This is a genomic window from Streptomyces sp. R33, assembly GCF_041200175.1.
Lineage (GTDB): Bacteria > Actinomycetota > Actinomycetes > Streptomycetales > Streptomycetaceae > Streptomyces > Streptomyces katrae_B.
This window is the reverse complement of the sequence record NZ_CP165727.1, coordinates 4288633-4307589: the sequence shown is the minus strand read 5'-3', so window position 1 is coordinate 4307589 and position 18957 is coordinate 4288633. Positions and strand designations below refer to the sequence as shown.

The following is an 18957-nucleotide window of genomic DNA, read 5'->3' as shown; positions in this document are numbered from 1 at the left end:
AGCTGCGTTCACAGCTCCCCGCGGATCGCCGGGGCGGGCGGCGGCCACGGAGGTCGAGGCATGGGTTGGGGACGACGGACGCCCTCGAGGGGCTGGCACGGTACCCACCAGGTCACACGCAGCGCTGGCGCCGGGGCGGACCTGGCGGAGGCGTCCGCGCCCGAATGCACTCTTTCGACGACCGAGGGCCGCCGATCCCGACGGGCGCGCTCGGTTCAGGCCGAGGGCGGCGGCGCGGATGATTCGGCGGCGCGACGGTATTCGGCGTTGATGCGTTGGGCTTCCTCGAGCTGGTCCTCGAGGATGATGATGCGGCAGGCGGCCTCGATGGGGGTGCCCTGGTCGACGAGTTCCCGGGCGCGGGCTGCGATGCGCAGCTGGTAACGGGAGTAGCGGCGGTGGCCGCCCGCGGAGCGGAGGGGAGTGATCAGGCGGGCCTCTCCGAGGGCGCGGAGGAATCCCTGGGTGGTGCCGAGCATGTCTGCTGCCCGGCCCATGGTGTAGGCGGGGTAATCGTCGTCGTCGAGACGGCCGAACGAGTCGTCTGCTGTCATTGAACCTCTCTCATGGAACGCGTGGAGGGGCCCTGGTGCCGTACGGCACCAGGGCCCCGAAGGAACTACTACACCATCTGTCGGCCCTGATACTGCGCCGACCCTGTGTTTCCGCCGACCCGACCGAGATGCTGCCGGGAGTGCGGGGATCGCGGTTGCTTGACCGGAGACCACCTCACTATCGATGTCCTGCGGTACCCGGGCTCAGCCTTTCGGCCCGGGCGATCCTGATGGTGCTCGGCTCCTCCGTTCTTCCCTCGGTGATCAACTGCTTACTGCTGGTACTGCTGGTACTGCTGGTACTGCTGGTACTGCTCTACTGCGTACTGCTGGTGGCCTGCGTCAGCGCCACTCTCCGGCAGCCAGCCCCGTTGCCCGTCCTGCGTCTGCTCTGGCTTAGAACCCCACTGCCGAACTTCCCGGTGCGCGCGTCCGCAGCCGACGCCTTCACCGAGGTGCTGCTCACTTACTTCACTGCTGGGTACTGCGCACTGCACTTACGGGTACTGCCACTGCGTTAACTGCGGTACTGCTTGCGGCGGCCCCTGATGGCTGCGGGCCACCCGGTCCGGTCGTCAGCCCCGTCGCCGTCCTGCAACCGCTCTGGCTTCGGAACTCCACCACCGCACCGTTCTGCAAACTGCAACTGCTTGTACTGCTGCCCGGCAGTTCGTCTCTGCCAGGCCCTGCTGTTCTCTCTGGGCTACGAGAGAAACCATAACCACGCCATCGCCCAATGTCTACTCTGGCCGTCATAGATTTTCGTGCTCGCTGAGGAGAGCTAGGCCTTCGCGGCAGGCCCAGGATGCGCAGAGCAGCCTGCACAGCAGGTCAGGGGCTCGGGAGGTTCGCAGGCGAGCGCGTGGGGGTCCCCCCCCGTCTTCGTCAGCCGGCGATGGCCACGGAGGCCGCAGACACCGTGGCCTTGGCCGTGTCCGAGCTCGACACGAACGCCGTGCGCCACGGCGGGGGCACCTGCACCCGACCGGTAGTCCTCCCGGTCGGGAGAACGGGACGACCGGTGCATAAAATCGGCTCCCATGTCGAAGCCTGACGAGCTGCTCGTTGACGTTGCCACCCTGGTGGAGTCCGGGCAGAGCAATCAGATGTCCCTGACCGTTGTCACCGGTGGCGCTGTCATCACCGGTCGGCTGGCACCCGAAGCCGTGTGGAGGCAGCGGGTGTCGGAGGTCCTGACGGACTCCGCCCGCCTGGGCGAGTTCGCCGCCATCTTCACCACGACGACACCGCGAGAGGGGCCGCCCACCCATCTGCACTTCCATGTGGCCCGCATCCTTCAGGGCACGGTGGGGATCCCGGAGACGGGTGGGATGTATCGCGTCTCGATCGCAGATGTCAGCGCCTGGACCATGGGCGACTTCAGCTACTCCGACCACTGACCCGACATTCGCGTAATCCCCGGTATGCGGGAGGGCCCGACCGGCGCGTGCCGGTCGGGCCCTCCTCGCTGTTCGGGTGTCGGCTTGCGCCGGTCCTGTCCGTCAGACGGTCACCGGGATGCCGAGCATCGCGGAAGCCTGCTGGAGCGGGCTGAGGACGCGCGTGGGCACGGCGGCCCGGGGGAGGCCGCGGCAGGTGAACCCGAGCTGGGTCATGGCCCGCAGGACTTCACCGGTGCTGAAGTCGCGCCGGTCCTGCCGAGTGATGACCTGGCCGACCTGCTTGACGGGGTAGGTACGGCGCCCGATGATCACGGACTCGCCGATGACCTGCTCGGGCTTGACGCCCTTCATCGACTCCAGGACACCGCTCTTGGTCAGGTCGAACGGGAAACGGGCGATGACACAGCGCATGTTGCCTCACAGGAAGAAGAAAGGGGGACGGCCGTGCCGCGGTAAGGCGGTTCAGCGGGCAAGGGCGAGGAAGCCCAGAGCACTGCCCTGGTCATCGACGACCGGCAGGGCATCGAGCCCGCGGTAGCGCATCGCGTGCTCGGCTTCGGCCATCGTGGTCACGGGCGAGGTGACCGGCCCGCGGTCCCCCAGGAGGTCGCGGAGACGGACCTGGTCCGTGTACGCCGCGCTGTCGCGGATGGCGGCGAGCCGGCCCTGGGTGACCAGCCCGGTGCACAGGCCGTCCTCGTCGCAGACGAGCAGATGACCCGCGCGGGCGCCGGCCATGACGGCCAGGGCCACCTCGACCGTCATGTCATCACAGACCTGTGGACCGGCCGCCTCCATCGCGTCGTCCACCGTCCGGTGCACAGGGTTGGCGTTGGCAGAGCGGGGCTCCATCTGGACCAGCGTCAAAACGTACCTCCTGCAGAGATGGGTCAGTTTCCCGATCACGTGCTTCTCAGGCCGCCGCATCGAAGGCGGACTGCCGCACGCTCACGCGCCGGGCCGTCGAAGCGGGCCGGCGCCTGCCCCGGGAAGCGGCGCTGCGCTTGGCGCGTTCGACGACCGGTGCGGTGATGACGACGGGGACGCCGGAGGGTGCCTGGGCGCCGGTGATGCGGTTCAGGGCCTCTTCGCCGGAGCGGACCTGGGTGGTCTGCGGGGTGATGCCGGCGGCCTGCATGAGGCGGGTCATGTCGCGTCGCTGGTTGGGGGTGACGAGGGTGACGACGCTGCCGGACTCGCCCGCGCGGGCGGTGCGTCCGCCGCGGTGGAGGTAGTCCTTGGGGTCGGTCGGCGGGTCGACGTTCACGACGAGGTCGAGGTTGTCGACGTGGATGCCGCGCGCGGCCACGTTGGTCGCCACCAGCACGGTCACGTGTCCGGTCTTGAACTGGGCGAGCGTGCGGGTGCGCTGCGGCTGGGACTTCCCGCCGTGCAGGGCTGCGGCGCGGACGCCGCTGTTGAGGAGGTCCTGGGTGAGGCGGTCAACGGCGTGCTTGGTGTCCAGGAACATCATCACCCGGCCCTCGCGCGCTGCGATCTCCGTCGTGGTGCGGTGCTTGTCGGCGCCGTGGACGTGGAGCACGTGGTGCTCCATCGTCGTCACCGCACCGGCAGAGGGATCCACCGAGTGCACGACCGGGTCGGTCAGGTACCGGCGAACCAGGAGATCGACATTGCGGTCCAGGGTGGCGGAGAACAGCATCCGCTGCCCCTCGGGACGCACTTGGTCCAGCAGCGCGGTGACCTGCGGCATGAAGCCCATGTCGGCCATCTGGTCGGCTTCGTCGAGGACGGTGATCGCGACCTGGTTCAGCCGACAGTCACCCCGGTCGATGAGGTCCTTCAACCGGCCGGGCGTGGCTACGACGACCTCCGTGCCTCCGCGCAGCGATCCGGCCTGCTTGCCGATCGACATGCCGCCGACGACCGTGGTCAGGCGCAGCTTCACGGCGCGGGCGTAGGGGGTGAGGGCGTCGGTCACCTGCTGGGCCAGCTCGCGGGTGGGGACGAGGACCAGGGCGAGCGGCTGGCGGGGCTCGGCGCGCTGCCCGGCGGTACGAGCCAGCAGCGCGAGGCCGAAGGCGAGGGTCTTGCCGGAGCCGGTGCGCCCGCGGCCGAGCACGTCACGGCCCGCAAGGGTGTTGGGCAGGGTGGCGCCCTGGATCGGGAAGGGCACGGTCACGCCCTGCGCGACGAGGGCGGCCAGCAGTTCGGCCGGCATGTCGAGGTCGGCGAAGGCGTCGACGGCGGGCAGCGCCGGAGTGATGGTCTTCGGCAGGGCGAACTCGCCCTGGACCGCGGCGGGTCGGCGGCCGTAGCCGCCGGAGCGGCTCGGACCTCCGGAGCGGCTCGGACCTCCGGAGCGGCTCGGGGCCGACGAGCCGAAGCGGCTGCCCCGCTCCGAACCGGCGGCAGCGCCGAAAGCGGGGCCGCCGGTGCGGCTGCGGGTCCGAGAGGAACGGTCGTTCGTACGTGTGCGGTTCATTCAGAACCTTCCTTGATGCGGCACATATCAAGGAATTCCCGCAGCAGAAACACAGCGCGGGGAATCACAAGAACGGGCCGAATGGAATGCGAAAGCGACTCTGGCCTAAAGGGATTCTGTACGGGCGCATGCGCTGAGATGGGGTGGCGTCATGCGGACGCGAACCAAGAAAAATCGAGGGGTGAAGCGCCGAGCAGGCTGTAACCCTGAATACTTCGTCACGCAGGTGACACCACTGCGGGAGATGCGTGCAGCTGGGGCCCGCACCCCGAGGGATGCGGGCCCCAGCTACGAAATGCGCGTCAGCGTCAGGCGGGAACGATGTTCTCGGCCGTCGGGCCCTTCTGGCCCTGCGCGATGTCGAAGGTGACCTTCTGGCCTTCCAGCAGCTCGCGGAAGCCCTGGGTGGCGATGTTCGAGAAGTGGGCGAAGACATCGTCGCCGCCACCGTCCTGCTCGATGAAGCCGAAACCCTTGGCCGCGTTGAACCACTTCACGGTGCCAGATGCCACGTCATGTCTCCTTTGGGGCAGTACACCGGCATCCGCACTGTACGGACACCGTGTCGCCGCGATGATGCCCCGCCGGAAAATGACCCGGAAATATGAAGCACTCGAATGTGGCGCGGAGGCCGACTGGAGCGCTTGAAGTTTTTGGGTACCAAAACTGCAACCGAGATCGACAGTAGCACGCTGCAGCGGTTTGTGTGCGTTAAATATCTCCATCGTGTGTGGTGTGGAAAAACCCTCCCTGCGGGGTCCATTAAACTCTCTGACCGCGGGGATAGATATTGATTCCCCGCGAGTGCAGCGTTTCGTGAGCAAGGGCCCGGCGACCATCAGTGCGGCGCCGAGGCGGCGTGACCACCCGTGGACGCGTCCCCACTCTCCCCGTGGTCAGGAGAGACGGTTGGGTTTGCGGGGTGGCGGGATGGCGCGGAGGAGTTCCCACAGGGGGTGGGAGCCGCCGGCCCACTGGGCGAGGAGGTGACGGTCCACCAGGTGGAGGTGCTGCGACTTGGCGAAGTCGAGGGCGGGCCGGGAGAAACGGCCGTTGGTGAGCATGACGAGGACGTCGCCGCCGTGTATCTGGCGGCCGGTGCCGTTGAGGACCTGGAGGTCGGGGGTGCCGACTGCGGATCCGTGCCAGCCGTCCTTGCGGTGCTTGCACTGGATCACCCAGCGGCGGCCGTAGGGGTCGGTGGCTTTCACATCGGCGCCGTTGTCGCCTCGTCCGCCGACCTTCTGCGCGTCGGAGCAGCCGTCGCGGTGCATGAGGTCCCGTACGGCGAATTCGAAGTCGTTGTGGTGGAGGCTGTCGAGGTGCTCGACGGCGTAGCGCAGGCCCTGCGCCCGCACCTGTTCCCAGCGGGCCGCCTCCTGTCGTCGCCATAGCCAGAGGCCGCCCGCGCCGGCTGCGGCCAGAAGGAGGAGGGCCACGACCCATGGGTGGGCGGCCAGCCAGTTCAGGAGCGCCGCGATCAGGCTGACGGCCACCAGTCCGACGAGTCCGAGGAGGATCAGGCCTTCCGAGCCCGGGTTCCCTCGGCGGCGCGTCGGGCCACTGCGCCTGCGTCGCCTCACGGGCGGGCGCCGGGTCACCGCCCGCTTCCCGTGCTGGGGAAGACGATGGGATAGGAGACGGTGGGTGTCGGCTGGGGCTGCGTCTGCTTCTCCCAGGCCGGCCACTTGATCGGGTAGACCACCGTCGACTGCGGCCGGGGTAACTCCTGCCCGGTCCCGGCGCCCGCCCCAGCAGTCGTGGTGCCGCCGCCGAGGACGAACGCCCCGATCACGAACAGGCCCAGCAGTGTGGTCTCGCGTCGTGCGCCGACCGGGAGCCGGACGTGTCCTCTTACCGGAGTGCCGTCCGACCGCACGTAGCCATTGATCCAGGGCACAGCTGCATCCCCCTCACCAGACGCGTTACGCCTCCCTGCGTAACCGCCGCCATGAAAGCACCTGCCACTGACAACACGTCACCGATTGATCGCTATTCGTGTCTCCAGCCATGGACGTTGCGGGAGTTGGTTGGGGGGCGCCGGAGGTCCAGACAAAGGCGAAGGCCCAGGTCGTTGACCTGGGCCTTCGTATCCGAATGGACGCGTAAAGGGCGCCTGACCTGCGGGAACGCCGGTTCACGATCGCCATCTCGTCGTTCCCTAGAACCCCTTGTTGTCCGCTGTTTACCGCCTCTACCGGCACGTTGTGGCACGCCCTTCCCCGTGGCGCGAGCACGGGGTGCCCCAGAGTGCGTGTGATCCAGCACACGCCGCCGGGAGCAATGACTTCGCCTCTTGCCGTCGGTCATACAAGTGAAACCACCGACTGAAGGAAGGCCCGCCATGCCGCACACGCCGACCGCCCCGCACGACATCGTCTCCATCCCGCCCGCATCGCGCCCGGCGGCGCGGTGGGCGGTGACCGGCGGCATGGTGGCGGGCCCGCTGTTCCTGGCGGTTGGACTCGCCCAGGGCTTTGCGCGGGACGGCTTCGACTTCACCCGTAACGCGATCAGCCAGCTCGCCCTTGGCGAGGCGGGCTGGGTCCAGACGGTGAACTTCCTGCTCACCGGCGCGCTGTTGATCGCCGGCGCGGCGGGACTGCGACGGGTGCTGCGCGGCGGCGCGGGCGGCACGTGGGGCCCGGTCCTGGTCGGCGTGTTCGCCGTGTCCTTCTGGGTCGCCGCGGTCTTCCCGGCCGACGCCGGGGCGGGCTTTCCCGTCGGCGCCCCCGACGCGACCGTGATGAGTGGGCACGGCGCCGTCCACATGTTCGGCGGGATGGTCGGCTATCTCGCCCTGTGCGCCGCGTTCGTCGTCCTGGCCCGTCCGCTCGCCGCCCTGGGCCTGCGGGGCTGGGCCGTCGCCACCCGCCTCGTACCGGTCGTCGTCCTCGCGGGCTTCATGGCCTCGGCCGTCTCCGTCCTGGCTTTCACCGCCGGCGCGGGACTCGGCCTGCTGTGGCTGACCGGGGTGACGGCCCGGCTGGCCGGAACCCCGGCGAACCGCTGGCGCTCCGGCTGGCGGCAGATCATGTGACGTCTTCAAGGAACCGATGGAGTACGTGCCGCAGGACGTCCGTCCGCTCCAGATGAACGTCGTGCCCCGTCCCGGCCACACTCAAGGCCACGGTCTCCGGCCGTCGCCGGAGCATCTCGTCGATCTCCGCAGGCGCGATGATGCCGGTCTGGCCGAGGACGGCCAGGGTCGGGCACGTCACGTTCGACCACTCGTCCCAGAAGGACCGCTGGGCGATGTCCGCCAGCGACTCGACCATCACGTCGCGGTCGAAGTGCGGCCACCAGCCGCCATCGCGTTCCACCAGGCCGGCCGCCCAGCCCTCGCCGACCGGGCCGCCGCCGAGGAATTCGACGGCAGCTCCCCGCGACGGGAACGGCCTGGGCCACGAATCGAGCCAACCCCCGATCTCCGCCTGCACCTGACGGTTTGGCCCACCCGGACCCGCCTCCACCAGGACGAGCGCACGGAAGAACCCGGGGTGCGCGGCAGCGGCGAGCATGGCGGTGTGGCCGCCCAGCGATTGGCCCACCAGGACGGGTTGTTGGAGGCCGAGCTGTTCGACCACGGCGACGGCGTCCGCAACGTACGCAGCCCGGGAGACGTCCGCCGGACGGCGCTCGCTGGCACCGTGGCCGCGCTGGTCGACAGCGACGACCCTGTAGCGGGGGCTCAGGTCTTGGGCGATGGAGTCCCATTCGCCGGCGTGGCCGGCCAGCCCGTGCAGCAGGACGACAGGTGCCCCTGATCCACCCCAGTCACGGCAGGAAATGCGGACGTTCTCACGGACGACGGTGCGCTCTGACCAGGTCATACAGGGTCCTTCAGGCGTTCAACGGAGGAGTCCGGGTCGATACGTGCGGGCAGGCCGAAGAGGGGGAACAAGCGCTCGGTGTCGCGGAAGGCGTTGATGCCGGTGATGCGGTTGCCGGAGAATTCGATGACCTGGAGTGCCCAGGGTTCGTAACCCGTTCCGTCTGGGCTCGGCCGGTACTGGCCGAAGGCGGGGGTGCCGTTCGCCGTGGTCGGGATCAGACGGGAGCCGCGGCAGCCGACGGCGGGGCCGGTCAGCCACGCCTGGATGTCGGGGACGCCGCGCATCCACTTCGCGTACGGGGGCAGGCACAGGGTGGCGTCGACGTGGAGCAGCATGTTCAGCTCCTCCATGTCGTAGCGGGAGAAGGCCATCGCGTACCGCTCGGCCAGCATCCGGCGGACGGCGTCGGGGGGCCGGGTGCCGGAGTCGTCGAGGTGGCCACGGTGTGCGGCGAGTGTGGCTCGGGCCCGCTGGAGAGCGCTGTTGACCGAGGCAACGGTCGAGCTGTGCAGCTCGGCCACCTCGCGGGCCGAGAAGGCCATCACGTCCCGGAGGATGAGCGTGGCCCGCTGCTTGGGCGGCAGGTGCTGGAGCAGGGCGATGAACGCCAGTCGTACCGACTCGCCCGCCGTCGCCGCCGCCTCGGGGCCCCCGCCGGGACAGGGCCCGATCCACAGGGCGGCGTCCTCCGGGTCTCCTGGGGACGAGGCTCCGGACGAAGGCTCCAAGAGGTCCATCGGTAGAGCCCGCCGCCTGCCCGCTGCCAAGGCGTCCAGGCACACGTTGGTCGCGATGCGGTAGACCCACGACCGCAACGACGAACGTCCCTCGAACCGCTCGATGTTCTGCCAGGCCCGGATCATCGTCTCCTGCACGGCGTCCTCGGCGCGGCCTCGTGCGGTCGGCTCCTCGCTGAGGCTGCGGCAACGATACGCACGACGAAGGACCAGATCTCACCGACCTGGTCCTTCGTTCACGGGCGGATGGCATCCGCACCCTCGGGCGACCATCGGGGCGTGCGCCGGAAGGTGCCGGTGGTCCTGAAGGTGATCGCGGCAGTGGCCGGGGTGGGGATCCTGTTGTTCGGTGTGCTCGGCTCGCCCAGCGTGCGCTGACGAGGTCGTCCGACACCATCGGCGAGCGGGAGATGGTTCGCATCACCGGCCCGTCCCACAAGACGGTCGAGGTGCTGGCGCTGATCGACACGGGTGCCACGGCCTCGTCGATGGACACCGCGCTGGCAAAGGACCTTGGTTTCGATCTCGCTGCGACGCCCCAGTTGTCGACCCAGCCGAACAGGACCCACACGGTGGCACCCGACACGGCGATCAGGGTGAGGTCGGCGATGACTCGGTACGAACGGCCCCGCACGGAGGTCAGTTGCCGTTGCGGTAGTAGTCCATCGAGATCGTCACCGGACCGCTGTCGGCCACCGTGATCACTCGCACGATCGCGATGTCGTGAGTGCTCCGTGAGCGCACACAGAAGGCTCGTCCGGCCGGCAGGTCGCCGAAGGCGAGGGCCGTCGCCGGTTGCCGGTCGATGGCCGCCCCACACTCGGCCGGGGTCGGCCGGCCGCTGGGGGTGATGGAGGCGTCGCTGTCCGGGGGGCTCAGGAACCCGTCGGCGTCGTGCCCCACGGCCCACGGGGTGGACCGTGCGGGTGTGAGCGTGCCGGTGGTGATGTCGAAGTCGTACGAGTCGTCGGGTGCGGTCAGGACCGTCTCGGTGTACGCCGCGGCGTACGTGACCGTGCTCGCCGCCGCGCCGGGGCTGGTGTCGTCGGACGATTCCGTGTCTTCGAGGGTCTGGTCGGCTGTGCTGACGAGAAGCATGCCGCCGACCGCGCCGCCGAGCGCCATCACCAGCGCCACCACGAGCACCGTCTTCCAGGACGCGCCCTTGCGGCGACGGCGGCGGGGCTTGGCCTGCTCGGGTGGCGCCGGAGCGGCAACGGTCGCCGGCGGTGTGGGCAGCGGGGCGGTCGACATCCGGGTCGGGGGGTGCGGGGCGCCGAAGGAGCCGGGCGGTGCCTGGGCGGGAACGGAGGTGGGGGAGACGGCCGTGGGAAGGTGCTGCCGCAGGTCGCAGCGGCGGGTGATGTCGGTGCTGACCCCCACGGGCAGCCAGTCGTCGGCGAAGCGCAACTGCCCGCCCACGGCGGGGTGGGTGCGGGCGCCCTCGATGATCTCGGCGGGAGTCGGCCGGTCCTCGGGCCGCTTCGCCAGGCAGCGCAGCAGCAGCGCGCGCAGGTCGCCCGGGACGCGGTCGAGACCGGGTTGCTCGTTCACCACGCGGTACAGCACCGCGGTTTCCGGCCCCTCACCGAACGGCGGGGTGCCGCCCGCTACGTAGGCTGCCAGCGCGCCCAGCGCGAAGACGTCCGTCGCGGGGGTGGCCGGCCGGCCCAGGGCCTGCTCGGGCGCCATGAAGGCGGGGGAGCCGATCCGGAACCCGGTGCCGGTCAGCGCGACGGCGTCGGCCGCGCGGGCGATGCCGAAGTCGATCACGCGCGGTCCGTCGGCCGCGAGCAGCACGTTGGCGGGCTTGAGATCCCGGTGCACCACCCCGACGCCGTGGATCGCCTGCAGTGCCTCCGCGACCCCGCCCATCAGGAGCAGCACCGTGCGCACCGGCAGCGCGCCGTGTTCCCGTACCACCTGCTGCAGCGACGGGCCCGGCACGTACGCGGTGGCCAGCCAGGGCACCTCGGCGTCCGCACCGGAGTCGATCACCTGCGCGGTGTACAGCCCGTGGATCCGCCGGGCGTTGGCCACCTCGTGCGCGAACCGCCGCCGGAACTCCGGGTCAGTTGCGAACTCCGGCCGGACCGTCTTCAGGGCCACCGGCCGGCCGCCGGGTGTGTACGACAGGTAGACCCGCCCCATCCCGCCGGCCCCGAGCCGGGCGTGCAGCCGGTAGCCGCCCACTTCGCCCGGGTCCTCGGGCTGCAACGGCTGGAAGACCGTTCGCGCGAGCGAGGAGTCCGGGATCAGATCGGTGGGCATGCGGAGGGTCTCCAGTGGTACGTAGGAGCCGGGAGGTGGCTGTTCAGCAGGTCTTCCCGTCCGGGACCGGCTTGAGGTCGAGGAGGTAGGCGTCCACGGCGTCGGTGACGCAGGCGCTGCGGCCGTAGGCGGTGTGGCCCGGACCCCGGAAGGTGAGCAGCATGCCGCCGGGCAGCTGGGCGGCGAGGTTCTTCGACCACTCGTAGGGCGTGGCCGGGTCGCCGGTGGTGCCGACGACCAGGGCCGGGGGGAGGCCCTCGGCCTGGACGCGGTGCGGCTTCTGCGGTCCGGCGGGCCAGTCCTTGCAGATGAGCTCGGCGAGGACGCCCGAGGTGCCGAAGGCGCCGGCCTCGCGGTTCGCCCGGTCGAGCAGGTCCCAGTAGGGCTGCGGGTCCCTGGGGTGCGGCTGGTCGAGGCAGTTGACGGCGATGAGGGCGTCGGAGGAGTTGCCCGGGGGCTGGTCGTCGGTGGCGCCGGGACCGGATCCGGAGCTGTCGGAGCTGTCGGAGCTTTCGTCCTGAGCCGATATACCGGGGTCAGCGATCTCGGCGAGTTTCGTCCCGTCGCCCTGCTGTGCGGCGCGAAGCGCCTCGGACAGGGGCTGCCACTGGGACTCGGGCGAGTACATCGACATGCTGACGGCGGTGTGCAGCATGGCCTGGTCGAGCCGCTCTTCGGTGCCCTTGATGCGCAGCGGGCGCTTGGAGACCCGCGCGTACAGGTCGGTGATCACCGTGCGGATGCCGTCCGGGGTGGCGGCGGGGCAGGCGTCCCCGACCACGGAGGCGCATTGCCCGGCGTAGTCCTCCACCGACTTCCGGAAGCCCGTGGCCTGCTGGAGGGCGGCCTCGGACCAGTCGAGTGCGGGGTCGGCCGCGGCGTCGAGGACGAGGGCGCGGACCCGGCGCGGGAACAGCTCGCCGTAGACCGTGCCGAGGTAGGTGCCGTAGGACCAGCCGAGGTAGGTGAGCTTGTCGTCGCCGAGGGCTGCGCGCAGTACGTCCATGTCGCGGGCGGCGTCCAGGGTGCCGACATGCGGCAGGATCGCGCCGCTGCGGTCCTTACAGGCGGCGGCCTGGCGTTCGGCGTCGGTGAGGGCGGCGTGACGTTCGGCGTCGGTCTTCGGATACAGACTCGTCGACGTGTCGCCGGCGCCGGATGTCGGCTGGTCCTCGGCGGCGGAGTCCGAGGACCCGCAGTCGACGGCCGGCTTGCTGCCGGCCACGCCGCGCGGATCGAAGCCGACGATGTCGAAGCGGGCGCGGGCCCGCTCGCTGAAGGACGACAGCCCACCGGATTTCAGCTGGTCGACCCCGGATTCGCCCGGGCCTCCGGGGTTGAAGACGAGCGAACCGATGCGCCCGGCGGGATCCGCCGTGACGGCCTTGGCCAGCGGCAGGGTGAACGTCCGGCCGTCCTCGGGGTGTGCGTAGTCCATGGGGACGGTCAGCGTGGCGCACTGCAGCTCCCCGCATCGCGTCCAGGACAGCTTCTGCCGGTAGAAGCCCTGCAGCTCGTGCTGCCCGGCAGGATCGACGGATTCGGCGCCGGAGGCGGGCGGGCGTGCGTCATCACCGGCCGGGCCGCAGCCGGCGAGTGCCGTCGCGGCGAGTGCGGCCAGGGCCAGGATCAGGCTGCCGCGCTTGAGGACCGGGTGGTTCATGGGAGTACTCCGTCGGGACTGGTCGGCGCCGGTTCACTGCGCGCAGGGCACGGGCGTTCAAGCCGGTGCCGCAGAGCAGGGAGGCGGCCGCCTGCGGCCTGCCCCCCGGACGTGGAGCCGGGTGGGGGTGGGGGGTCCACGCCCGGGGGTGTCTCAAGTCGCCGCGTGTTCGATTCCGCTGTGACCTGGATGGATGGTCCCCGAAGGAACCTGAGGATTTGATGAGGACGAGCCCGGGGTCCAAGGGCCGGGGCCTGCCTGACGGGCGGGCTATCCTGACCGCCGTGCGAGTACTGGTGGTCGAGGACGACGGCGATCTCCGGTTCGCGGTGTCCGCGGCGCTGCGCTCCGAAGGGCTGGCCGTCGACGAGGTCGCTGATCTGCCGGCCGCCGACGAGGCACTTTTCGTCACCGAGTACGACTGTGTGGTGTTCGACCGGACCCTGCCCTCCGGAGACGCCATCGACTACGTGGACAAGCTGCGGCGCGCCGGGCGGACCGTTCCGGTGCTGTTCCTCACGGCCCGCGACACCGTCGCCGACCGGGTCGCGGGGTTCGCCGTAGGCGGCGACGACTACCTGGTCAAGCCGTTCGCCGTGCCCGAGCTGGTGGCCCGGGTGCACAACCTGTGCCGGCGGGCGGGGGCAGCCCGGCCACCGGTGCAGCGCATCGCCGACCTGGAGATCGACACCGCCCGTCGGCAGGTGCACCGGGGCGGCGTGCTGCTGATCCTGACCCGCAAGGAGTTCGCGGTGCTGGAACTCCTCGCCGCCCGGGCGGACCAGGCCGTACCGCGCGGCGAGCTGATCGAGAAGTGCTGGGACGAGATGGCCGAGCCGAGCTCCAACGTCGTCGAGGTACTGGTCTCCCAACTCCGCCGCAAGCTCGGCGACCCACCGCTGATCCACACCGTCCGAGGCGTGGGCTACCGCCTGGCACCCCTCACCACCGGCCGCGCATGACGGCCGCCGAGGCCCGCGCCCGGCGGCTGCGCCGACGGCTCACCGCTCTGTTCACCCTGACCAGCGCGGCCGGGCTGATCGCCCTCGCGGCGTTCGCCATCCGCACCGACGACGACTCCTGGCGCAACCGGCTCGACGACGCACTCAACCTCCAGACCAGCCGGGCGATCCCGCTGCTGGGCACCGACGAGAAAGGCAAACTCGACGTCCGGGCCCTGGAAGAAGGGATCGAGACCGAGTGTCCACTGCTCACCGTGGTGGCCACGACGGCGACCAAGCCCACCATCGTCTACCGGCCGCGCCGGGCCTGCGTAGGGCCGCGGAACGAGGACATCGAGGAGGCGGCCGCCGCAGCCGTGAAGGAGGGCGAGGCGATCGCCACGGACGCCCTGAGCGAGGAAGGCCAGGAGATCCGGCTGGTTGCCGAGCCTTACACGGCAGCCGACGGTGCGGCACCGGAGGGCGCGCTGGTCGCCGCAGCGGACATGTCCGCGGACCAGGCCGCGCACCGTCGGCTGACGCTGCTCCTGATCGGCGGCTGCGCCGGCCTGGTGGCGCTGTCCGCCGCGGCCGGACACCTGCTCTCCGGACGCGCGATCCGACCCGCGCTGACGGCACTGCGCCAGCAGGAGGAGTTCCTCGCTGATGCGGCCCATGACCTGCGGACCCCGGCAGCCTCGCTGCGCATCCTCGCGGAGACCGCGCTGCGCGACGACGCCAGCCGGGACGCCGCGCTGGAAAGGACCGTGCGGCTGGCGGACCGGATGGGCGACCTCATCGACGGCCTGCTCACCCGCGCCCGGATGGCGGCGGGCGTCAGCGCCCCGGACCGCCAGCCCATGCGCCTGGACCAGCTCGTCGAAGCCGTCGTCGACGACACCGAGACCGGCGGGCACCGCGTGGCCGTACGCACCGAACCGGTCGTCGTGGTCGCGGACCCCGACCTCCTGCGGCGGGCGGTGGCCAACCTGCTCGGCAACGCCCTCGTCCACGGCCACGCCCCCGGCCGGCCTGCGGAGGTCGAGCTCACCGTGACCGCCGACGGCACGCTGACCGTCGACGACGCAGGGCCGGGGGTACCCCGGGAACTGGCCGACTCGCTCTTCCAGCGTTTCCGCAGCGGCTCCGCCTCCGGCTCCAGCGGCCTCGGCCTCTCCATCGCCTCCTGGGTCGCCCACGCCCACGGCGGCACCCTCGACGTCACCACCAGCCCACACGGCGGCGCCCGCTTCACCCTCCACCTCGAGCCACGGACGAAGTAGCGCGTCCGAATGGCGCGCCAATTCCAGTTCCTCCGAAGGCTGTTCGGAGGCACGAAGAAGACCCAGGTCGCTGACCTGGGCCTTCTTGCAAGAGCGGATGACGGGAATCGAACCCGCGCCATAAGCTTGGGAAAGCTATGGCGCGCGGTGACCGGTACGGCTCCTGACCTGCCGAAGGGCACGGATGGGGCACGGATGGGGCACGGATGGGGCACGGCCCCCCCATGAGGGTGGTCCAGATCGGCAGCCGACGCCCCCGCAACTCTTCGCGGCAACCGTCCGCCCGCCCCGAGCGCGTCGACTGCCGCGGAATCCAACCAAGCCCTACCAGTGACCTGGTTCTGAGGTTTGGCGTTAGGTCGGCAGGAGTCGTCCGGGTCCGCAGATTCCGCCATTGTCGGTAACCGATGCCCAGCGGGCTGCGGCGGAATGTGGCAACGGGTCGCGGCCGTTTGCGCGGTAGCGGCTCCGTGCTTGTGGCCAGAAGAGCCCAGGGCTCTGAGAATGTCGACGTGGGCCGGTGCAAGATCGCGACCGCGTACCGCCTTCGTTGACCGGGAGAGAAGTATGACCATCAAGGACATCGGGCCGGAACCTCAAAGCTTCGACCTTGAGAAGGCGACGCTCGAGAACACGAACTATCGCGCGGTCGCCTGGTCTGGGAAGTACCTTCAGTTGACCCTCATGTCGATCCCGGTGGGTGAGGAAATCGGTTTGGAGGCGCACCCGGAGACTGACCAGTTCCTACGACTCGACGCAGGCCGGGGCCGCGTCCAGATGGGCCGCACGAAGGATCGACTCGACTTCGACAGGGAGGTCGAGGATGGCTGGGCAATCTGCGTGCCCGCCGGCACTTGGCACAACGTCACCAACATCGGTGACGAGACCCTGCAGCTCTACGCCGTATACGCGCCGGTCCACCACGCGTCGGGCAAGATCCATGCGACAGCCGCCGACGCGGAGCGCGACGAGGACTCAGGCAACGACGAGCCGCCAAGCTGGTCGGTCCAGCCTGCCCAGCAGCCATCGGACGAGCACGCCTGACCAGCGAGGGCTTATCGCGACAGTGGTTCCTGGCCCCGAGGCGAGCCGAGAGCTCATTCATGGAATTCGAGGTCCTGATCGGCGCAGGCACCTATGCGGCGTTGCTGGTGATGGACAACCGGGACGCCGCCGGAAGCTGTTCCGCTTCTACGACCTGCGGCACACGGGCAACACCCTCGCCACCGACCACAGGATCGTTCCCCCGCTCGCGGCTCCGGCCGGAGCGGCCCAGCGGAGGTGAGAACAGGGGTGGCGCTAGGGCCTTCGTGTGGCATCTGACCTGCGGAAATGGGCGCCGTCGGCCCCGCCTGGGTGGGCCCGGCGAGCCCTTGCCGACCGCTGGTTACCGCCCCTACTGCACGTTGTGGCACGGCCTCCCGTAGGGCTGACGTCGCGCTCGGGCCGTCCGACTGCGGCCCGGCGGCCCTTGTCTTTCAGTGTCGGCGGTACCTGTTCTTGCCGCGATCGCTCCTCCGAGCGGCGGCATAGCGTCAAACGCGGGCGACGGTTTATGCTCGGGCTGTGCGAGCTACAAGCGACCCCCTGACCGACGCCGAGAATACCGAGCTGGACGAGGCTCTCCAGGCCGTCCGCCGAGCCGAGCAGGCCCTCGTGCGGGCGCAGGCACACCTCAACCGCACGGCGGGCCGCATCGGCTCCGCCGACCGCTACGGGCAGAAGGCCGCGGTAGGCCGCCGCGTCGGCTGGTCCCGCCAGCATGTCACCACCCTCGCCAACGCCTATCGGGCGGGCGAACTGGACCAGGAGGAGAGCGAAGCCGCATGAGCACCGCTCCCGAGCAGTCCGCCGTCCCGCAGCCCCCCGTCCACCCCGAGGCCCGAGACATCGTCGGCGAGATCAGCCGCATTCGCACCGCCGCCGCCGCCGAGGCCGGGCTCCGAACCGCCGACGAGGCCGCCCGGTGACCGACGACCGTTGGGTGTGGGAGTACGCCTTCCACGCCGAGGACGAGGCCGGCAACCGAAAGTTGTGCGTGACGAGGTGAAGGCCGTCGCCGACCAGATCGTCGAACTGGCCGGCCTCGGCATCGACCCGTCCGAACTCGGCGACCCCACCCCCGGTACGGCTCGCCGTCACGGTTCGAGACCCAGGCGCTCCCCCGGATGAGGCCACGCCTCCTCGCAGTGGTCTTGGTCGTGCCGCCACCGCACCTGCTGTGACACTCGTTCGTTGGCGGAGGGCGAGCTAGCGCGGATCGACCAGCGGAGCTCGCGGGCGATCGACCCGGGCATGCCGGGTCGCGCCGCCGGTCCTGTCCGCTCCACAGCGACCATGCCGCTCAGCGCCGCACATGACCGGCGGGCCGTCCAGGAGCCGTCATGACACAGACGCTGCGACGCGGTTCAAGCCACGAGCAGGCGGAGACCTAGATCTGCCGCGTCGAGGTCGGCGAGGTCGCTGTTGCGCTCGGCCCACCGGCCGGAGCCGAGGTCGTCGCTGAGGCTTCGTACCGCCCGTTGCTCGGCCTCCGGTCCGACCCTCGCCCACACCGACATCGCACGGCGCACGTGATCCTCCAGATACGCCCCCGGTCGGCGCCAGTACGCCTCGAACAGGCCGTCAGCGCAGTCCCACGGGATGGGCACCGGCTCAGCACGGGCGCCGATCGCGTCGGCCATCCCGGCAAGCGAGGGAAATTCTGCGAGGACGGCGGCGAACTCGGGCAGATAGTCGCGGGTCAGCCAGAACCGGTCCTGCCATCCGGGCTCGTCGGTATCGAACGTGAGCACCACCACGCGGCGGGCCACGCGCCGCATCTCACGCAGCCCCGCTATCTGGTCCCCCCAGTAGTGAACGGTGGAGACGGCCATCGCGACGTCGAAGGAGTGATCCTCGAACGGCAGGCTCTCCGCGGCGGCGGCCACGCACGGCGCCGAGCCCGCAGGCCGCTGCCCCCGCATGACCGCTGATGGCTCCACCGCGGTCACGTCGCGATCAGCAGGCTCGTAGGAGCCGGTGCCGGCCCCGACGTTCAGCACCGTCTGCGCGTCCCCGAGCGCGTCCCAGATCTGCGCGGCGATCCGCGGCTCGGTACGCCGCGTCGCGGTGTAGGCGCCGCCGATCGCGTCGTACAGGCGTGCACCGAGCATCTCCAGTTGCTCCTCCGGTGTCACCTTCCGTCCCTTCGCCCGTGCCTCAAGTTCCCTGTCGATGGCCGCCACCATGGCGTCAGCGCGATCACGCCGCTCCAGCTGCAGGCCGCGCAATCGGCGCAGGTGCGCGACCGCGTCGGTGGACGGGTCGCCGACCAGTTCCGCAACCTCCCGCAGCCCGAAGCCCAGCCGCCGATAGGCCAGCACCTCCCGCAGCCGCTCCACGTCACCCGCCGAATAGGCCCGGTATCCGGCCACGGTCCGCGCCGACGGCCGGACGAGCCCGATCTCGTCATAGTGATGCAGCGTGCGGACGCTCACGCCGGCCAGCTCGGCCACGCGTCCCACGGTCCAGTGATCCTCCACGGCGTCGACTATGCAGCCTGACGCCACGTTAGGGTCAAGAGCCCCACTCTCGGCAGCAAGAGCCGAACGCGAAGCAGCGGCCCGAGGCGACTCCTGCAAGGCGGAGCGATGGTCTGGTTCGGAGAAGCCGGAGTGTCCGTGCCGGCAGTGTGTGCCGTAGGGACGAGCACAGCCTCCTCCGTGGGCGCGGGGACGGTGTCGTCTGGGTGCCGGATGCTCCCTCGCCGAGGCCGGCCCGACGACGTCGCGGCCCTGGTGGCGTTCCCGCGTTCCTGGTGGGCCCCTCCGCGTCGTTCATC

Annotated in this window: 22 protein-coding genes; 10 read left to right on the top strand and 12 right to left on the bottom strand. The window is 70.4% G+C overall.

What is annotated here, in order from left to right:
• Positions 1 to 215: 215 nt before the first annotated feature.
• Positions 216 to 554 carry a MerR family transcriptional regulator gene (locus AB5J51_RS19680; RefSeq protein WP_053789627.1) on the bottom strand — a complete coding sequence of 113 codons (339 nt, stop codon included), beginning with the start codon at positions 552 to 554 and terminating at the stop codon, positions 216 to 218.
• Positions 555 to 784: 230 nt separating this feature from the next.
• On the opposite strand from AB5J51_RS19680, the gene AB5J51_RS19675 reads away from it, so the two are divergent.
• Both AB5J51_RS19675 and AB5J51_RS19670 read left to right on the top strand, forming a co-directional pair.
• Positions 785 to 1075: a hypothetical protein gene (locus AB5J51_RS19675; protein ID WP_369778182.1), complete on the top strand. Its 291-nt coding sequence runs from the start codon at positions 785 to 787 to the stop codon at positions 1073 to 1075.
• A gap of 519 nt (positions 1076 to 1594) precedes the next feature.
• On the top strand, positions 1595 to 1954 hold the full coding sequence (locus AB5J51_RS19670; RefSeq protein ID WP_053789626.1) for a hypothetical protein: 360 nt from the start codon (positions 1595 to 1597) through the stop codon (positions 1952 to 1954).
• 102 nt (positions 1955 to 2056) lie between these two features.
• Here the strand turns inward: AB5J51_RS19670 and AB5J51_RS19665 are convergent, their stop codons facing one another.
• The 6 genes from AB5J51_RS19665 to AB5J51_RS19640 form a co-directional block, all read right to left on the bottom strand.
• Positions 2057 to 2368 carry an SCO5918 family protein gene (locus tag AB5J51_RS19665; protein ID WP_053789625.1) on the bottom strand — a complete coding sequence of 104 codons (312 nt, stop codon included), beginning with the start codon at positions 2366 to 2368 and terminating at the stop codon, positions 2057 to 2059.
• 51 nt (positions 2369 to 2419) lie between these two features.
• Positions 2420 to 2824, bottom strand: coding sequence for a CBS domain-containing protein (locus tag AB5J51_RS19660; protein ID WP_369778181.1), 405 nt, complete (start codon positions 2822 to 2824; stop codon positions 2420 to 2422).
• A 46-nt stretch (positions 2825 to 2870) separates the two neighbouring features.
• Positions 2871 to 4403, bottom strand: coding sequence for a DEAD/DEAH box helicase (locus AB5J51_RS19655; protein WP_369778180.1), 1533 nt, complete (start codon positions 4401 to 4403; stop codon positions 2871 to 2873).
• A 308-nt stretch (positions 4404 to 4711) separates the two neighbouring features.
• Complete coding sequence (locus AB5J51_RS19650) at positions 4712 to 4915, bottom strand: cold-shock protein (protein WP_030228768.1); 204 nt, start codon at positions 4913 to 4915, stop codon at positions 4712 to 4714.
• Positions 4916 to 5299: 384 nt separating this feature from the next.
• The gene (locus AB5J51_RS19645) at positions 5300 to 5986 is read right to left on the bottom strand and encodes a restriction endonuclease (protein ID WP_369778179.1); all 687 of its coding nucleotides are present in this window, start codon (positions 5984 to 5986) and stop codon (positions 5300 to 5302) included.
• A 14-nt stretch (positions 5987 to 6000) separates the two neighbouring features.
• Positions 6001 to 6303 (bottom strand): hypothetical protein, encoded by a 303-nt coding sequence (locus AB5J51_RS19640; protein WP_136224729.1) that lies wholly within the window; start codon positions 6301 to 6303, stop codon positions 6001 to 6003.
• Between the two features lie 444 nt (positions 6304 to 6747).
• Between AB5J51_RS19640 and AB5J51_RS19635 the strand changes: the two genes are divergently transcribed.
• Complete coding sequence (locus AB5J51_RS19635; protein ID WP_369778178.1) at positions 6748 to 7443, top strand: DUF998 domain-containing protein; 696 nt, start codon at positions 6748 to 6750, stop codon at positions 7441 to 7443.
• On the opposite strand, the gene AB5J51_RS19630 is transcribed toward AB5J51_RS19635, so the two are convergent.
• On the bottom strand, positions 7436 to 8236 hold the full coding sequence (locus AB5J51_RS19630; protein WP_053789620.1) for an alpha/beta fold hydrolase: 801 nt from the start codon (positions 8234 to 8236) through the stop codon (positions 7436 to 7438). The two genes, AB5J51_RS19635 and AB5J51_RS19630, sit on opposite strands and share 8 nt — an antisense overlap.
• Positions 8233 to 9189, bottom strand: coding sequence for an RNA polymerase subunit sigma-70 (locus AB5J51_RS19625; RefSeq protein ID WP_369780279.1), 957 nt, complete (start codon positions 9187 to 9189; stop codon positions 8233 to 8235). The genes AB5J51_RS19630 and AB5J51_RS19625 overlap by 4 nt, the downstream gene beginning before the upstream one ends.
• 197 nt (positions 9190 to 9386) lie before the next feature.
• Here AB5J51_RS19625 and AB5J51_RS19620 point away from each other — a divergent pair, with 197 nt between their 5' ends.
• Positions 9387 to 9677, top strand: a complete 291-nt coding sequence (locus AB5J51_RS19620; RefSeq protein ID WP_369778177.1) for an aspartyl protease family protein — start codon at positions 9387 to 9389, stop codon at positions 9675 to 9677.
• Here AB5J51_RS19620 and AB5J51_RS19615 read toward each other — a convergent pair.
• A complete protein-coding gene (locus AB5J51_RS19615; protein WP_369778176.1) occupies positions 9616 to 11247 on the bottom strand; it encodes a serine/threonine-protein kinase in 1632 nt (543 codons plus the stop codon). The genes AB5J51_RS19620 and AB5J51_RS19615 overlap by 62 nt on opposite strands.
• Before the next feature lie 43 nt (positions 11248 to 11290).
• Positions 11291 to 12910 carry an alpha/beta hydrolase gene (locus tag AB5J51_RS19610; RefSeq protein WP_369778175.1) on the bottom strand — a complete coding sequence of 540 codons (1620 nt, stop codon included), beginning with the start codon at positions 12908 to 12910 and terminating at the stop codon, positions 11291 to 11293.
• A gap of 284 nt (positions 12911 to 13194) precedes the next feature.
• On the opposite strand from AB5J51_RS19610, the gene AB5J51_RS19605 reads away from it, so the two are divergent.
• The 6 genes from AB5J51_RS19605 to AB5J51_RS19580 all read left to right on the top strand — a co-directional run bounded on the left by AB5J51_RS19605 (position 13195) and on the right by AB5J51_RS19580 (position 17306).
• The gene (locus tag AB5J51_RS19605) at positions 13195 to 13872 is read left to right on the top strand and encodes a response regulator transcription factor (protein WP_168724262.1); all 678 of its coding nucleotides are present in this window, start codon (positions 13195 to 13197) and stop codon (positions 13870 to 13872) included.
• Entirely contained in the window at positions 13869 to 15134 is a 1266-nt protein-coding gene (locus AB5J51_RS19600; protein ID WP_369778174.1) for a sensor histidine kinase, read from the top strand. Before AB5J51_RS19605 ends, AB5J51_RS19600 begins: the two co-directional genes overlap by 4 nt.
• Before the next feature lie 567 nt (positions 15135 to 15701).
• Entirely contained in the window at positions 15702 to 16178 is a 477-nt protein-coding gene (locus AB5J51_RS19595; protein WP_053789615.1) for a cupin domain-containing protein, read from the top strand.
• Positions 16179 to 16700: 522 nt separating this feature from the next.
• Entirely contained in the window at positions 16701 to 16964 is a 264-nt protein-coding gene (locus AB5J51_RS19590; protein ID WP_136224722.1) for a hypothetical protein, read from the top strand.
• Positions 16961 to 17104 carry a hypothetical protein gene (locus AB5J51_RS19585; RefSeq protein WP_168724261.1) on the top strand — a complete coding sequence of 48 codons (144 nt, stop codon included), beginning with the start codon at positions 16961 to 16963 and terminating at the stop codon, positions 17102 to 17104. Before AB5J51_RS19590 ends, AB5J51_RS19585 begins: the two co-directional genes overlap by 4 nt.
• 64 nt (positions 17105 to 17168) lie before the next feature.
• A complete protein-coding gene (locus tag AB5J51_RS19580; protein ID WP_369778173.1) occupies positions 17169 to 17306 on the top strand; it encodes a hypothetical protein in 138 nt (45 codons plus the stop codon).
• A 236-nt stretch (positions 17307 to 17542) separates the two neighbouring features.
• Here the strand turns inward: AB5J51_RS19580 and AB5J51_RS19575 are convergent, their stop codons facing one another.
• Positions 17543 to 18640: a MerR family DNA-binding transcriptional regulator gene (locus tag AB5J51_RS19575; RefSeq protein WP_369780278.1), complete on the bottom strand. Its 1098-nt coding sequence runs from the start codon at positions 18638 to 18640 to the stop codon at positions 17543 to 17545.
• Positions 18641 to 18957: the final 317 nt, after the last annotated feature.